Origin of the sequence: Streptomyces sp. WAC 01529 (genome assembly GCF_003945545.1) — a bacterium.
GTDB lineage: Bacteria > Actinomycetota > Actinomycetes > Streptomycetales > Streptomycetaceae > Streptomyces > Streptomyces anatolicus.
The window spans coordinates 1,072,125-1,088,621 of the sequence record NZ_CP029617.1; the positions used below are offsets into that span (position 1 = coordinate 1,072,125).

General features: G+C 67.1%; 6 protein-coding genes and 1 pseudogene. 3 read left to right on the forward strand and 4 right to left on the reverse strand.

The features are described from left to right. Positions 1-20: 20 nt before the first annotated feature. A complete protein-coding gene (locus tag DMA15_RS04780) occupies positions 21-1,190 on the reverse strand; it encodes a thiolase family protein (protein WP_125511414.1) in 1,170 nt (389 codons plus the stop codon). Between the two features lie 108 nt (positions 1,191-1,298). Between DMA15_RS04780 and DMA15_RS04785 the strand changes: the two genes are divergently transcribed. The 3 genes and pseudogenes from DMA15_RS04785 to DMA15_RS37310 all read left to right on the forward strand — a co-directional run. Next, positions 1,299-1,784 carry a helix-turn-helix domain-containing protein gene (locus DMA15_RS04785; RefSeq protein WP_125517307.1) on the forward strand — a complete coding sequence of 162 codons (486 nt, stop codon included), beginning with the start codon at positions 1,299-1,301 and terminating at the stop codon, positions 1,782-1,784. Positions 1,785-1,991: 207 nt separating this feature from the next. Next, positions 1,992-2,864, forward strand: a complete 873-nt coding sequence (locus tag DMA15_RS04790; protein ID WP_125511415.1) for an undecaprenyl-diphosphate phosphatase — start codon at positions 1,992-1,994, stop codon at positions 2,862-2,864. Positions 2,865-3,794: 930 nt separating this feature from the next. Next, positions 3,795-4,098: pseudogene (locus DMA15_RS37310) on the forward strand (tyrosine-type recombinase/integrase); the annotation flags it as partial. A gap of 221 nt (positions 4,099-4,319) precedes the next feature. Here the strand turns inward: DMA15_RS37310 and DMA15_RS04800 are convergent. The 3 genes from DMA15_RS04800 to DMA15_RS04810 form a co-directional block, all read right to left on the reverse strand. Next, positions 4,320-4,952, reverse strand: coding sequence for a hypothetical protein (locus DMA15_RS04800; RefSeq protein ID WP_125511416.1), 633 nt, complete (start codon positions 4,950-4,952; stop codon positions 4,320-4,322). Continuing rightward, positions 4,952-11,758 (reverse strand): polymorphic toxin-type HINT domain-containing protein, encoded by a 6,807-nt coding sequence (locus tag DMA15_RS04805; RefSeq protein WP_125517309.1) that lies wholly within the window; start codon positions 11,756-11,758, stop codon positions 4,952-4,954. The genes DMA15_RS04800 and DMA15_RS04805 overlap by 1 nt, the downstream gene beginning before the upstream one ends. 225 nt (positions 11,759-11,983) lie before the next feature. Beyond that, the gene (locus DMA15_RS04810; RefSeq protein ID WP_240659679.1) at positions 11,984-16,051 is read right to left on the reverse strand and encodes a LamG domain-containing protein; all 4,068 of its coding nucleotides are present in this window, start codon (positions 16,049-16,051) and stop codon (positions 11,984-11,986) included. Positions 16,052-16,497: the final 446 nt, after the last annotated feature.

Below are 16,497 nucleotides of genomic sequence, written 5' to 3' on the forward strand. Positions count from 1 at the left end.
CGCCGGCGCTTCCGGAACCGTCAGAGCGCCTCCAGCACGGTCGCGTTGGCGAGCCCGCCCGCCTCGCACATGGTCTGCAGGGCGTACCGGGCGCCGCGGACGCGCATGGCGTGCACGAGCGTGGTCATCAGGCGGGTGCCGCTGGCGCCGAGCGGGTGGCCAAGCGCGATGGCCCCGCCGTGCACGTTGACCTTCTCGTGGTCGGCGCCGGTCTCCTGCAGCCAGGCCAGGACCACACCGGCGAAGGCCTCGTTGACCTCGAACAGGTCGATGTCGTCGAGGGTCAGCGACGCCTTGCGCAGCACCTTCTCCGTGGCGGGCAGGATGCCGGTGAGCATCATGAGCGGGTCGGAGCCGGTGACGGCGAAGCTGTGCAGGCGGGCGAGCGGGCGCAGGCCGAGCCGGGCCGCGTGCTCGCTGGTGGTGATGAGGACGGCGGACGCGCCGTCGTTGATGGGGCTGGAGTTGCCCGCCGTCACGGACCAGTCGATCTGCGGGAAGCGCTCGCCGAAGGCGGGGTCGTAGTAGGCGGGCTTGAGGCCCGCGAGGACCTCGGGGGTGGTGGCGGGGCGCACCGACTCGTCACGCGTCAGACCCGCGATCGGCGCGGTCTCGGCGTCGAAGAGGCCCGCGTCCCAGGCGCGCGCGGCGCGCTGGTGGGAGGCCGTGGCGAAGGCGTCCATCCGGTCGCGCCCGATGGACCACTTGGCGGCGATCAGCTCGGCGCTGATGCCCTGCGGGACCAGGCCGTCGGGGTAGCGCTCGGCGATGCCGGGCCCGAACGGGTCGGCTCCGGCGGGCACGTTCGACCACATCGGCACGCGGCTCATCGACTCCACGCCGCAGGCCACGACCATGTCGTACGCCCCCGACATGACGCCCTGCGCCGCGAAGTGCACGGCCTGCTGCGAGGAACCGCACTGCCGGTCGACCGTGGTCGCGGGCACGGACTCGGGGAAGCCCGCCGACAGGACGGCGTAGCGGGTGGTGTTCATGGCCTGCTCGGCGACCTGGTCGACGGTCCCGCCGATGACGTCGTCGACGAGGGCGGGGTCGATTCCGCTGCGCTCGACGAGGGTGCGCAGGGTGTGGGCGAGGAGTTCGACGGGGTGGACGCCGGCGAGGGCGCCGTTGGGCTTGCCCTTGCCGACGGGGGTGCGTACGGCTTCGACGATGACGGCGTCACGCATGGTGCGGCCTCTTTCGGCTACCGATGGGGCTACCAGTGAGTAGGAAATCTGGACTCACCATAGCTCCGTGCGTTGGAAAATCAAACCCTCTCTTCGTGGCCGCCTAGACTGCCCCGCATGAAGGATCCGCGCCCCTGCTCCATCGCCGACGCCCTCGCTCTCGTGGGCGAGAAGTACTCCCTGCTCGTACTGCGGGAGGTGTGCCTCGGCAACGAACGCTTCGACCAGCTCGTACGGAACATCGGGGCACCCCGCGACATCCTCGCGACGCGCCTTCGCCGGCTGGTGGAGGCGGGCGTCCTGGAGAAGGTCGCCTACAGCGAGCGCCCGCGGCGCTTCCGGTACCGGCCGACGCGGGCGGGCCTCGAACTGGAGCCGGTCCTGATGACCCTCATGGCGTGGGGCGACCGGCATCTGCGCGGGGACGACGGCCGCCCGATGGTCCTGGAGCACTCCTGCGGAAACGAACTGGTGCCGGTGGTGACCTGCTCGGCCTGCGGTGACGCGGTCGAGCACGACGATCTCACCGCGCATCCGCAGACGCCGGGCTGGACGACGGCGGGCCCCGCGGCGGCCCTCCCGGCAGCCCCGTAACCCAAGGCCGCTACGCTGCCCCCACGACGGGGGGCGTGATCACCCCTCGCCCCTCGGCGTTCCGCTTCTCTTCACGCCTCCCGCACGCCTCACCCACGCACCTCGGTGCCCTCAACGCCCTCTTGACCCCGATGACCCTGATGACCTTGATGACCGCTGTGACCGCACACGCGGTCTGATGATCAGTACTTGGACGGCGCAGTTCTCATGTCTTGGCTTGAATCCCTCATCCTCGGGCTCGTCCAGGGACTGACCGAGTTCCTCCCGATCTCCTCCAGCGCGCATCTGCGGCTGACGGCGGCCTTCGCGGGGTGGCACGATCCCGGCGCCGCCTTCACGGCGATCACGCAGATCGGCACCGAGACGGCCGTGCTGATCTACTTCCGCAAGGACATCGCGCGGATCCTGTCGGCGTGGTTCGGCTCGCTGTTCGGGAAGGTGCCGCGCTCGGACCACGACGCGCAGATGGGCTGGCTCGTCATCGTCGGCTCGATTCCGATCGGCGTACTCGGCGTGACCTTCAAGGACCACATCGAGGGCCCCTTCCGCGATCTGCGCCTGATCGCCACCACGCTGATCGTCATGGGCATCGTCCTCGGCATCGCCGACCGGCTCGCGGCCCGCGACGAGACGGGCGGCAAGCACCGCGCCGTACGCCACCGCAAGGGCCTCAAGGAACTGGGCGTCAAGGACGGCCTGATCTTCGGCGTCTGCCAGGCCATGGCCCTGATCCCGGGCGTCTCCCGCTCCGGCGCCACGATCAGCGGCGGCCTCCTCATGGGGTACACCCGCGAGGCCGCGGCCCGCTACTCCTTCCTCCTGGCGATCCCCGCCGTCCTCGCCTCGGGTGTCTTCGAACTGAAGGAGGCGGGCGAGGGCCATGTCTCCTGGGGCCCGACGATCTTCGCGACGATCGTCGCGTTCCTGGTCGGCTACGCGGTCATCGCATGGTTCATGAAGTTCATCACCACCAAGAGCTTCATGCCGTTCGTCTACTACCGGATCCTGCTCGGCATCGTGCTCGTCGTGCTGGTCAGCATGGGTGTGCTCAGCCCCCACGCGGGGGAATCGGCGGGGTGAGCCAGGGCCGCACAGGTAGCGCTATCTAGCATTTCCTAGCGCCTGAATGCAGCACCACGCCATGATCATCTCCCACTTGTCTCCCATTCATCTCCCACCGGGGAGGCGGAATGCGCCCCACTAGGACGTGTGCGTCCGCAAAGTAGGGGATGACGCGGAAGGGCCCGCACGGCTTGCCGACGCTTGCCGTGCGGGCCCTTCCGTACACAGGGTGGAACGGGTCAGCTGAGGTTCATGTCCGGCCCAGGCCGCAACCCTCGCCACGAGGAAACGCAGCCGCTCATCCACCGTGTCCCAGGCATCACCGGTGAGGTCGTCCAGCACGGCGGCGGCCGTGAGGGTGAGCCGGACGAGGCGCGCTTCCGGCGTCCGCCGCACCGGGTCGGTCACGTCCAGCGACGCCCCGGCGTTGAGCGCCAGGGCGACCGTCAGGGCAAAGCGCGCCTTGACGCAGGGCCACGGAGGTTGGCCTCCGCCGCCCCGAGCCTCCGGGTCCGGGGGCCACGCTCGCGGTGAAGCCTGCGCACGCTTCACCAGATCCCCGAGCTCCGCGCCCTCGACAGCGGCGAGCCCGAGCACAGCGGAACCCGCGGCACAGACCCCGCGCCAGCGTGACCCACGGCACGTGGAAGCCCCCGCCGGACCCGATCCGGCGGGCTTCGGCGTGTCACACGAGTCACACGGAAGTCACCAACAACGTTGATGCACCTGGACCACGAGGTCCTCGTCTTCTGGCCCGTCAAAGCGGTACTGGAGGGTGCTCTTCGGTGTCTCACTCACTCGCCTGACCCTCTCATCTGTCATGGACGCCCCTATGAGCGGGGGCTGGTTCTGTGCTCCTGACCAGGTGGAAGCCCTCGCGGGCTGTGGACCACAATGCGTCACGCATCCCGGGTGGCCCGCGAGCCGCGGAAGGTGGAGCCCCCGCCCCTCCAGCACACGCGCACCGAGAACCTGACCGTCCTGAACACCAAGACCCTCGCCTCGGAACGCCACATCGCCCTCCCCACCGAATGCATCAGCTCCGTCAAGATCTACCTGGGACGGCAGCAGGAAGAGCGCCAGGCGACCCTACCCATCTCACCCGCCGCTTCCGCCTCCTACACAGCGCAGAACTCCGGACGATCCGCTTCCACGAACCCGCCACTCGACCGCCGCCCTCCTCCTGGAACAAGGAGTGGAACTCATCGTGATCAAGGAGCTGTTGGGCCACGCCCACATCCGCGTCACCGCCACCTCACGCAGCTCTCGTCCACTGACGTTGCCGTCAACTACTGCCGTCACCCCGCACAAAAGCCCCGCCAGGACTCACCTGACGGGGCTTCCTATGTGCATGAGCGTTCTTCTGTGCGGGGCTCGGCATCTGGGCCGGATCATGGAACTCAACGAGGAGTCTTGGTTCCCATGATGCCGACGGAGCATCCCGTCGATGTTTCGGCGGGATGCTCCGTGCCGTTACGGCCGCCTACCGCTCGGAGGTCCGTAGTTGGCGGTCAGGGTTGCGGCGTACTCTTCCGGGACGGTCCGCCCCGCGAAGGTCAGTGGGAGATACGACTCCAGAGCGCCTGACACCTCCAGGAAGGGCCCGAACTGCGCGCGCCATTCATTTTGTGCGGCGACGTTGGGAAACCCCCGAAAAACTGCAACCTCGGGATCTCTTTCACCCCAACATCCCCATCTTCCGGAAGCTCCGGTCACAGCGATGACGTTCGCGGAGATTGCAATCGACCCCATGATGTCACCGTCCGGCTCGTGACCGATCGCCGCCCAGTAGTTGTCCATGTCGGCCTCTACGGACAACGACAACGCCGGATACATCCGATACTCCGGACGGTAGAAGTCATCGCAACCCGGCTCAAGAACCAGCAGTTCGACGTGACTGTCGCCATGCCACCGGGCCATCGCGCAGAGCGCCGGCCAGAATTCCGGGGTGAGGACCGCATCGAACTCACAGAACAGCGAGCCCTCCGCACCCTCTCTGAAGACCTGGCCAGGCAGCCTGGCATCAAGATCGAAGGTGGCTGCACTACGTGAGCGAACACCCAGATAGTCGCTGCGATCGATCACTAGCGAACCTGTCTCTGCCATCAGTCCTCACCCAGCCTGATCTTGATGTCGGCCTTCTTGGACCCCGGATTGTAGTAGTCAGCCGTCCACCCCTTGTGGCTGTTCGCCTTCCCTCGAAGGAAATACCTTGCCCCATCCTTCTCGTACATAAGGTTCGGGCCCTTTTCGGTGCGGCTCCACCCATTGGCCTCAAGGTTCTTTCCGAAGTCCACGGGACCCACGTCTGTCGACTTGTTCAGCATGCGGGCACCGGGACTCGTGATGTCCTCGTATTTCGACGCGGGTGGGCAGTCGCTGTTGTGAACGAGGACCGGCGTCTGACCAGCGAGTACATAGTACGTATGCAGACCCTCAATGGTGAGGTTATAGGTGCGCTGGTGGTCCAGGTACTGGCGAGTGGCGGCCACGGTGACCGTGCGGCCGTCGTCCGTGCGCAGGGTCGCGCCCGGCTTGAGGTCTCCGGCTTCGACCCAGGCCTTCTGTTTGACCGACCAGAAGGGGTGCTCGTAGGTGGCGGTCAGTTTTTCAGGGCCGTCAGGGGTGGAGATGGTGAGTTCGGTGAACTGCTTGTCGTCGTCGGTGACGATAGTCGCGGTGACTTCGCGTTCGCTGGTCTCGCCGGTCTCCGGGTCGGTGGCCAGGACCTTGTCGCCGAGTTCGACGTTCTCGATGTTCTTGGTCGAACCGTCGGCCATGAGGACGTCGGTGCCGGCCAGGAAGCACTTGCAGTCGCGGGATACGCCCTTACCGGCTCTCCCTGCTGATCCCTCTGCTTTCTTCGCCTTCTTGAGCGCCTTCGCCAAGGCCTTGGCCGGCGCCTTGAATATCTTGCCCAACGGAAGGAACTCCGCGGCGGTAGAGCCACAGTCCCAGTTGGCTCCAGGCTCGTCCCAGCATCCCTGTGCCGCCTCGACGTCAGGAGCGACCAGATCCGTCAGGTCGCTGAAGAACTGCTTCGGCGTGGGCGGTTTGGGGAAGGGGATCGGATTGAAGGGGAGTCCGAACTCCGTCTGGGTCATCCGGCCGCCACCGCCACCGGTGTACAGGGCGTTGCTGGCGGACCCGCTGCCGCCCCAGTAGCCGCCGCCGATGTTTCTGCCGCCGCCCCCGCCGAAGCTGGGGCTGGCGTTGCTGTCCGAGCGCTGGGAGCGATAGTAGGAGACGGCCTTGTTGTAGAGCTTCTTCGCCGACCGCATCAGATCGATCACGCCGGACATCGAGAACATGCCCGTTGCGTCGGAGTACACCAGCGGGCTGTTGTTGCCGTAGGCGTAGCCGTTCATCTGCTGCGGATCCATCAGGTCCATGAGGGGATCGACGGAGATGAAGCGGCCGGTGGTGGGGTCGTACTCGCGGGCCCCGAGGTGGATCAGGCCGGTGGAGGTCGTGTCGTCGGTTCCGCCGACGAACGTCTTCGTGCCGGGCCAGGCCTTGGGCTGCTCACCGCGCGGGCCGCCGAAGGGCAGGGTGCGGCGCTGGTTGAGCTTCAGGTCCGCTGCCGCGATGGAGAGTTGGCCGGTGCCCTGGTGATCGGCGGTGGTGAAGGTGACCGTGCCGTCGTCAGCGGTGACGGCCTCGTGTCCGCCTCCCAGAGGGGTGTAACGGGTGGCCTTGGCCTTCGAGGCGCCCTTGGGGAGGGTGACTTCGGTGTGGCCGAGGTAGAGGGTGGTCTCCGTCGGGGTGCGGGCGATCAGGCGGTTGCCGTCGGTGTCGTAGAGGTACTCCGTGGTCTTGCTGGCCTTGACCTTGGTCTTGGCCTTGGCCTTGCTGTTTCCACTGGCGTCCGGTTCGGTGACTTCGGCCAGGTGGCCCTCGGCGTCCCAGGTCAGCTTCTGGGTGTCGCCGCGCAGGGTGCGGGCTGTGGTGTTCCCGGTCGCGTCGTAGCCGTAGGAGTCCTTAGTGGCGGTTCCGCCAGGCTGCTGAGTGGTGACCGAGGTCAGAGTGTGCGGCTGCGCGGTACCCGGCTTGGGGTACTCGTAGGTGCGCTCGGTGTCCTTGGCCTTGTCGCCGGTGGCGCCGCTGGTGTCGTGGAGGGTTTCGGTGAGGCGGTTGCCCGCCTTGTCGTAGGTGTAGGAGTGCCAGTACGGGGCCGGGCCGCCGATCTTGTCACCGGCCGGGGTGGTGCCACAGGTCTTGTCGCCCTGGGCCCACGCCTCCGTGATACGGCGCAGGTAGTCGTAGTTGAAACACTGGGTGTCGGTACCGGTGCGCGAGACGTCCGAGACGGACAGGACGTTGCCCGCCTCGTCGTAGCGGTAGGTGTCGTGCTGGTCGACGCCCGGCTGGTCCTCGCGGTCGACGCGGGAGGTGGCCAGACGCTGCGTGCCCCACTCGTAGGTGTTGGTCGCCCAGATCTTCTTGCCACCCGAGGCACCGAGCGTGTACTGGAGCGGTTTGCCCGTCAACGAGTAGCTGGTGTCGGCCTTGAATCCGTCGCCCAGGACGGACAGGGGGCGCAGGGTCTCCTTGTCGTAGGTGGTGTTGTAGCTGCCGCCGGGCAGGGAGCCCGCCTTGGAGTAGCTCACGCCTCCGACGAGGCCGGAGGGCAGGTACTGGGTGCCGGTCTGGTACGTGCCGGCCAGCGCGCCTTCCTTTTCGGGGATCACCACGGCGGACTTCATCGGCCGGTAGAGGGAGTCGAGCATGGTGACCTTGGATGTGTACGCGGCCCCGTCCACGTAGCGCGTGGACTCGGCCAGCTGGCCCTTGGCTCCGCCGAGGGTGTCGTAGACCCACTTCGCGCGCAGTTCCCCGGTGGGACTGCCCTCACGGAGCTCGGTCTTGCGGCCGAGGTTGTCGTAGATGTGGGACAGGACGGTCTCGCGGGCGTCCTCGGTCTTGGTGACCTGGCCGCGGTCGTCGTACGTGGTGGTCGTCCTGCCCTTGTCCGGGTCGTCGGCGCTCGTCTGACGGCCCATCTGGTCATAGCCGTACGCCCAGGAGTTGCCGGCCGGATCCGTCACCTTCGCCAGTTCACCGCGCGGCGTGTACGCGTACTTCGTGGTGTCGTAATCCGCGGTGCCGCTGCGCGTGTGGTGCTGGCGCAGCTCTGTGGTGCGGTCACGTGCGTCGGTGACTGTGGTGGTGGCTGTGTCACCTTCGGGCGGGATGACCGTAGTGCGATCGCCGCCGTAGATGGTCCTGGTGGTGGCCAGGACCTTGCCGCCGTCGCCGTTGCCGGCGATCTGCCGAAGCTGAACCGGGCGGCCCAGACCGTCGTAGGTGGTGCGGGTCTGGGACTCGACGCTCAGCGCGTCTTCCGGCTTGAACAGGTCGCGGTTCGGGTTGCCCTCGGTGTAGTAGGGGGCGAACGTCTTGGCGGTCAGGCCGCGTTCGTCGTAGAAGGTGTCGGAGAGGACGCGGCCGCCGTCGGGGCCGACCGCCTGGGTCTGGCGCTCCCGCAGGAAGCCGTCGTAGATCGTGTACGAGGGGACCTGGCCGCCGTTGTTGTTCAGGGTCTGGGTACGGACCGCGACCGGCTTGCCCTCGTCGACGAAGTACGTGAACTCGTAGCTCGGGGTCTGGCTGGTGCGGCGGTCGGGCAGCCACACCTTGGACGAGCGGCCGAGCGCGTCGTAGCTCAGCTCGGTGCGCTTGCCGTTGGTGTCGACCGTGGCCTGCGACTGGCCACGCAGCGGCTCCAGTTCGGTGACCGAAGTCTGCGCCGAGTCGGGATCGGCGGCCTTCGCCGGGGGCGTCGTCTCGGTGACCTTGGCCGCGAAGCCGGTGGCCGGGCTGTAGCTCGTCGTGGTGGTACGGCCGTCCTTGCGCACACTACGGACAGGGTCGCCCTTGCCGGTGACGGTGACATCAGCGGTCAGGTCGGTAGCCGTCAGCTGGCGGCCGTAGTCGTCGAACGTCGCGCCGGACTCCAGGTAGGTGGCCTTGGAGCCGTCGTGCTTCTTCAACGTGGCGGTCGCCGTGGCATCGCCCTTGGTGGGGGCCTCACCATACGCACCGCCGTCGTAGGCGGTCCGCACGTCGGAGACGACGTCCTTGGCACGGTCCGGTGTGTCGGCGCACGCGCCTGTGACCGTCTCCACGCGCGACGGCAGCATCAGGATGTTCTTGTCGGTGTTGGTGGCGTACGTGGTGCGGGTGCACTGGTTGTCGGAAGCCGTGGTGCTGTCCCCACGGTCGTCGACCTGCACGGGGCGGCCCGCGGCGGTGTCGTACTCCGTCGCAACAGAGGTGGTGCGCCAGTCCTTGCCCGCGCCGTCGTCCAGCGAGGTCCAGCTCTTGGAGTGGGAGACACCGGTGAGGTTGGCGGTCACCGTGCCCCAGTCACGCACCTTCTTCGCCGTCTGGTGGTGCCAGGGGCGGTTCACCGTCTTGGACAGCGCCTTGCCGCCCGGGCCGGAGTAGGTGACGGTCTTGTACTCGACACCGGCTGCGGACTCGTGGTCGGTGATCGGCTCGCCCTCGTCGTCGCCGAGCGCGACGTCGACGGACTTGGTGCCGCCGGAGGGTTCCTTGCGGTCGCCGTCCATGCCACGCAGGAAGTAGGAGTCCTGCTGCGTCTTCAGCGCGTCGCCGCCGCCCTGGCCACCCGTCTTCACACGGACGTGGCCGTAGCCGCGCCACTGGGACCAGGTCTTGAACTTCTTCTTCGTCAGGCCGTCGTCATCGTCGTAGTGCCAGGCCGCGTCGCCCAGGTAGTCGTACGTCGTGACGGCGTCCGGTGCGCCGCCGGTGCGGTCGGTAGTGGTCGTGGAAGTGACCACGTACTTGTTGAACCACTGCTTCTCGGGGTCGTCCCCCGAGTCCCCGCCGATGTACTGGGGAAAGCAGCGGGTGGTGTTGGAGTGCGGAGTGGGCAGCGCGTCCCACTTGCACGCCGGGGCCGAGTAATCGACGTCGATCTGGCCACCGGACTCGTCAGCGACCGTAGCCAGACGGTCCTTGATGAACGGGGCGTATCCGTCGCCGGTCCTGTCCAGGCGATTTTCGAGCTGGGTGTAGGAGAAAGTGGTCCGCGGCAGTGTCACGGCGGGCTCGGCGGTGTGGCCCGTGCGCTCGATGGAACCGAGCAGCAGCTGGTAGTCGACATCGGCCTTGCCCCAGCGGTGACGCAGCTTCCAGGAGTCGACCTTGCTGTAGGCGTCGCCCTTGAGGACCTGGGTGGTCACACCCGTCAGTCGTTTACGGGTGAAGAAGGACGGGGCCAGACGGCCCTTGTCGCACTTGCTGCCCGCCTTGCAGTGCAGGTCCCACGGCGTGTCGTACCAGTAGAAGGCATCCTTCTCGATGTCCTTGCAGTCCGTCTTGCTGTCGACGATGCACCGCTCCGACGTGGTGAAGTCGACCTTGGCCAGCGGCTTGTCGCCGTACATGGAGGAGGACTTCAGGCCGTACTCGATGTGCTCCAGGGAGCCGCCGCGCGTGTAGGGAGTGTCGTCCTCGGCCTTGAGGTTGCGACCGTAGGAGTTCTTCTCCTCGTCGTAGTAGTAGGCGATGGCATTGCCACGCGGGTCGACGACGTAGTCGAGGTTCCAGCGCCATGCCTGCTGACACCAGGACTCGGCGAAAGAGTCCTTGTGGCAGGGCTCGCCGCTGTCGTTGCCGAAGACCGGCACCGTCCACGCCGAGTTGGTGGTGGCCTTGCCGTCCTTCCATCCCGGCAGACGGTTGTAGCCGAAGTAGTACCGCACACCGTCCGGGTTGGTCAGACGCCAGTACTCACCGTCGTTGTCCCCGTTGCCGCGGCTGGTGGACGAGAGCCTCTTGATGCGGCTGCCGTCGTCCTGCTGGAACTTGAACTCGTCATCCCCGACCGGGACGAGCTCGCCGCCCTTGCCGTTGAACGTGATGAACGCGTTGTCGTAGTCCCAGCACTGGTCACCGGGCTTGTTGCCGTCCGCGTTCTTCTGCCCGTCATCGGCGCACCCCTTGTAGCGGCGCTCGATGTAGCCGGGCCACAGATCGAACCCGTCACCGACCCAGGAAGCCTGGTTGTTCGTGTTGCCGGTGCGTCCGTCCATCGAGCCCGAGGAGTACGACAGGCCCACGTTCGGCTTCAGATCGCCCGGTACTTCCGGTACCGGCATGTCGTACGACCAGGAGAAGTCACCGGTACGCAGATCCGTGTCCCACTGCGCCGACGGGGACAGCGAGGTCGCCTTGTAGTCACTGTTCTTCCCGCCCACCTCAGCGACCGCTGCCAGCACGGTCGGGCCGGAGGCGCGCAGGGTGACCGCGTTCGCGGTCAGGGTCTGCTTCTCGGTGTCGTTGACCGTGCGGACCGGCTTACCGGTGCGGCACTTGTCCTTCGAGGGCGCTTCCAGGGCGCAGCTGGGCAGCTCGACCAGGGTGAGGCGGGAGGCATAACCGCCGCCGAAGGCCTCGGCGAAGCTGGAGTAGTCGACCTTCGTCTGGACAGTGCCGGCCTTGTCGGCCTTGCCTTCCCCGGATTCGAGGGTGAACAACAGGCCGTTCACGCCCGCGCGTTCGGCCGCCTTCCGGCTCAGCACCCGGGCATCGACCCCGCCACGCGCGGCGGGACGGGACTTGGTGGCGCTTCGGCCGGCGGAGCGGGCAGCAGCAGCCTTCGGAGCGCCGACGGAGAGCGGCAGGCCCTTGGCCCGCTTCGGTGCGCCGGCGGCCTTCGGTGCGGCATCCGGAACGGTCACCACGGCGGAGCCGGGGCGGGGCCAGGCGGCCTTCGGCTTCCGTGCGGGCGTCGTCGGCCCGTGGTCTGTCCCGCGCGGTTCGGTCCTGGCGCCGTCGCGGCCCTTGACAGGCTTCTCCGCCGCGGGAAGACCGGGGCGTCCGCCGCTGTCAGCGGTCGCCGTGGAAGTGGTGGCCGCTTGTAGCAGCGTGCCCACCATCACGGCGGACACAGCCACTGCCACTCTTCGCCTCAGCCCCTTGCGGCCACGGCGTGGTCTGGATATGCCGTTCATCAAGTGATTCAGATCCCTTATGTGCCGCCGGTAGGACGGCATGCCTGACTGCCCGTCGCATGCGGGCACGGTCGGTGACGTTGAACAGGTACAGAAGTGGAGTACGGGTGGTGGGCCCCGGCACGGGGGCCCACCACGCGAGCGGTCGGCTCAGTCGTCCGTGGGGACCTCGGTGGGCACGTCGGCCCAGCGGCTCTCCAGTCGCTGGATCTGGGCCTGGGACAGGGCGCCCTGGAAGCTCCACACGTCGTCGACGGTTCCAGGGAAGTACTCACCCCAGGTGCCGTCCGTCTTGGTGCGGCCGACCTGGAAGGACTTGGTCGCCTTGAAGGCCAGCGTGTCCTCCGCGCTCGAGATGAGGTCCTGGCAGCCGGACTCATCGGCCTCGCCGTCGCCGTCGGCATCGCCACACGCTTCTTCTTGCAGCGCCCCGTTCACATACAGACGGACCTCGTTGGTGAAACCGTCGTAGACGACCGCCAGGTGATTCCAGTCCGTCACATCGGTGAACTCGGTGTGGGCGATGCTTTCGACCGAGGGGTCGGAGTCGTCCTTGTCCGGGATGGCGAGCTCCCAGCGCCCCATACCCTCAAGGCCCCTCTTGCCGGACTTGGCGGGCACGAAGCGCACGGTGAACGCGCTCTGTCGGCTGCCTTCCGCACTCAGGAGCGCGACCTGGCGCTTGGGAAGCGCGGCTGCCTTGGCCCAGGCGGTCACGGTGTAGCTGGTGCTGGTGCCCATCGGCACCCCGTTGGTGGCCGCGTACCCGTTGGTGCCATTCAGATCAAGACCGTGCTCGTCGACCATGCCTTCGCCGGCCTTGGCGCCTCCGTGAAGCTTCAGCGGCCGGTCTTCGTCGGAGGAGTCCGGTGTGCTGGCCGGGTCGGCGCCGGTCACTGTTTCGAAGTTCCAGCGGCCCTTGACCAGCGGGCGCTGCTTGACCATCTGCCGCACCTCCTCGGCCGAGACGGGCCGGTCCAGCAGGCGCACCTCATCGATGGTGCCGGGGAAGTGGCTCTTGACCTGCCCGTCGTAGGAGCCGGCGCCGATGTACATGGACTGATCGGCGTAGAACGCTCCGGCCAGCTCGGTGGTGCCGGCCTCGGTTCCGTTCACGTACAGCGTCAGGGTGTTGGCGACAGTGTCGTGCACACCCACCAGGTGGGTCCATTCCCCGATGCGGGCCTGGTCATCGTCGGCCTGCATGGCCCGGATGGGCTTGGCGTCAGCGGCATCGGCGGAGTACTGGTTGACCGCCCACCGGTCGTAGGCGGAGGAGTAGTACAGCTCGAAACCGGAGGCCTTCTTCCCGGCCTGTGCCGTGATGATCGCTGCCCCGTCCGGTTTCTTGCTGAGCTTGGCCCAGGCCGAGACGGTGAAGCTGCGCGAGGTGTTCACGTGCGGGCCGCTGTTCTTGCCGATCCGGGCGTAGCCGTCGCTGCCGTTGAACTTGGCCGCCTTGCCCGTCACGCCCTGCACGCCGGTGGTGACGCCGCCCTGGTACGCCGCCGGAAGCACGCCACCGTAGCCGGTGATCTCCTTCGCGTCGGCCTTCTCGTCCAGGTCGAATACCGCGACCGCGGGACGGCCGGGGTCACCTGCTGTCTCGTGCGCGCGCAGCTTGTCGACCTCGTCCTGGGCGAGCGGCTTGTCGAACAGCTGCACCTCGTCGATCGCACCGGGGAAGAAGGCCGACGGTGTACCGCCGTAGGAAGCGGCGCCCAGCTGGAAGCCGCGGCGGGCCTCCCATGGATCGGCGTAGGCGGCCTGGCCGACGAGTTTGCCGTCCACATACAGTTCCAGGACGTCTCGCGCCGAGTCGTAGGAGCCCACCAGGTGCGTCCACTTGTCCACGCCGACGCCGCCGGGCTTGTCCGCCATGACCCGGGCGATGCTCGCGTCAGGCGTGTCGGACTTGTACTGGTTGAACGCCCACCGGTCGTACTTCTGCGTGTAGTACAGCTCGAAGCCCGGGCTGTGATTGCCCGGCTGGGTAGCGATCACCGCGGCGCCCTCGGGCATCTTGGACAGCTTGGCCCAGGCCGAGACGGCGAAGCCACGGCTGGTGTCCACGACCGGAAGGTCACTGGCGGCGTAGCCGTCCGTGCCGTTGAAGGAGGCCGCCGAGCCGCGCACACCGGTCGCCCCTGGCGTGACGCCGCCGTGCAGCTGCGCGGTGCGCGGGGGCGTCGACCCCTTGGCCTCGCTCGCTCCCTTGGCTTCATCCAGAGACCAGGACGCACGGTCGGGCTGGCCCGCCTTGACCCGGAACTCGTACGTATGGATCTCACTGCCGTTACCGGCCGCGTCGAAGGACTGCGCGGTGATGAAGTTCGGGCCGGCCTCGGCGGGCAGCGCCGACAGCGTCTTGGCCGCACCACCCGTTGTGGTGATCTTGTTCTTCGAGCTGGGGTTGACGTTGATGCCGTACCGGTAGGACGTCACGTCCTTCTCGGCGGCGTTCAGCTCGAACTTCCCGTACTTGCCCACCCCGTCGTACCACGGGTCATTCGGGTCCTCCGAGTCGGAGGCCGGGTAGTCGTTCGAGGTGATCGCGGGCCCCTTGGGCACCTTGGTGTCGTGGATGAAGTAGCAGGCGGTCGGGTCTCCCGCGTAGGACCACGGCGAGTACTGAGCCCCGTCATAGACCCGTGCATACCAATTGACCTGCTTGTTCTCCGGAATCGACCCGGGAAGGCTGATGTTGAAGTCGGAACCGGACTTCTTGGCGGAAGTGCGGTCGGGCTTCCAGCTCCCGGTCTTGCCGTTACCGGCATCCCACTTGGCCTGGAACTGCACCGAGACACGGTCCCCGTCGGGGTCCTTCACCTTCTTGGCGCGGATCTTCCCCAGCGTCCTCACCCGCGGTGTGCTGCCCGGCTTCGCGCAGACGCCTCCGTACTCCATGCGCAGCTGAGACATCTTCAGCTGAGACGGCGGACGGTTGTACTTCACCCGCAGGAACGCCTTGTTCGAGAACCGCTTCCAGCCGTACGCGTCGGACTCACTGCCGGCCCGCAGACCGAACGTCATCGTCCGGTCCTTGTCGTCGGACGCGGCCTGCACGGCCGACTTCACCGAGAACTCCGCGTCCTTGGCCGCACAGCCTTCAGCTCCGTAGGCGAAGGACTTCGAGGACAGCTCCTTCTTCCAGAACCCGCGTTCGTTCTGCGAGTTCCACGTCGTCGACGAGGAGATGTCCTCGGTCTGCCACAGCTCCACCGAGCGGTCCGAGCAGGAAGCCGACCAGGTGTTCTTCACCACGAACTCAGCCGACAGGATCGACTTTCCCGCGAACTTCGACACCGGGATGCGGTAGAACAGCCGCTTGGTGTCATGCGGCATGCAGTAGTACCAATTGCAGTACCCCATGCCCGCGTTGTTCTCGCCGTTGAACTTCCACTGAGGCGAGTCGGCCCAGTACTTCGACGCCATCGTCCACGCCGTTGCTCGCGGCGAGGACCACTGCGGGTCAATGAACACCGGATAGGTCGTGCCCTTGCCCTTCAGCACGTCCTCATCCGGGGTGAGCACCAGCTTCTTTCCGTTCTCAGGGACCTCCACACCCACCGGCGCGAGCTTGCCGGACTCCGCGGCTGCGGGCTCCGAGTCCTGCTGCGGGGCGGCGCTGCGCAGCGCCTTGGCTCGGGGCCCGGCGGCCTTCTGCCTGGTCGGGGCGTCACCCTGGCTGGAGTCCCACATCATCGGACGCGGGGCCTCGAATACTGCCCCCTGCGCGCCCACGTCCGACGCCTCAAGCCCGCCCTCAGCGGTCTCCTTCACCTCCAGGCCGTCGGCCGCGAGCTTCAGACGCACCGCGGCGAGTCCCGGACTGGCGGCTGCCTTGGCGGACTTGACGACGAGGAGCTGGGTGAATCCGTCCTCCTGGGCGCCCATCCGCAGGTCTACGTCCGGCAGCACGTTCTCGTACGTGGCAGTGTTGCCGTCGAGCGTGGGCTCGGGCAGCTTCCCCGGCCAGGAGAGGGCGAGTTCGCGGCCGGTCTTCGTCATCCGCACCAGCGGCTCGTCCCCGCCACCGGAGAACTCCAGCCCGACCGTGGTCACCTTCGGCGCCACCGAGCCGTCCGCAGCCTTCACGAGGCCGGTATCGACAGGTTTCCAACCGCCGTCCGCCCGAGCCCGTACGGGCCGCACATACTCCCGAGCTTCCAGGTTCCCGTCAGCTGTGGCGTAGACGTCGCTCGACTCTCCACGCATTGAGGTCACTTCGACCGGCTTGCCGGTGCGCTTGGCTTCGTCCTGAGCGGCTTCCGCAGTCGCCGCTCCGTCAGGTGCTGCTGGCTCCGTGGTTGTTGTAGCCGTCTCGTCTCGCACATCCGGAACTGCCTGCGCCGCCGGTGGGGCACCCGCCAGCAAGACTCCGGTCAAGAGCCCTGCCAGCGGTCCTGTAACTCCGCGCGAGTGCGCGCGTCTCCACATCATGAACCCGTTTCAAACACAAAGATGAAGATTCCCTTAATGGGTAATCAGGCGACGACACTATGCAGTCGATGAACAAAGATCGATGGGGCAATCCATCCATAAGGTGCCTATAGGGCGGCCTAGGAGTGCTGTTGATCATGGTTGCCCCTGCGAGGGCATCGGTTTCATTACGTTCAAAAAACGTAAGAATGTTGCATATTTGTGCAGCCCCAGCGGTCCCA

Excerpts from the sequence above, each read along its gene's own strand:
- DMA15_RS04780 (WP_125511414.1), bottom strand. The coding sequence starts at position 1,190 with ATGCGTGACGCCGTCATCGTCGAAGCCGTACGCACCCCCGTCGGCAAG.
- DMA15_RS04790 (WP_125511415.1), top strand. The coding sequence starts at position 1,992 with ATGTCTTGGCTTGAATCCCTCATCCTCGGGCTCGTCCAGGGACTGACC.
- DMA15_RS04800 (WP_125511416.1), bottom strand. The coding sequence starts at position 4,952 with ATGGCAGAGACAGGTTCGCTAGTGATCGATCGCAGCGACTATCTGGGT.
- DMA15_RS04805 (WP_125517309.1), bottom strand. The coding sequence starts at position 11,758 with ATGGTGGGCACGCTGCTACAAGCGGCCACCACTTCCACGGCGACCGCT.
- DMA15_RS04810 (WP_240659679.1), bottom strand. The coding sequence starts at position 16,051 with ATGCGTGGAGAGTCGAGCGACGTCTACGCCACAGCTGACGGGAACCTG.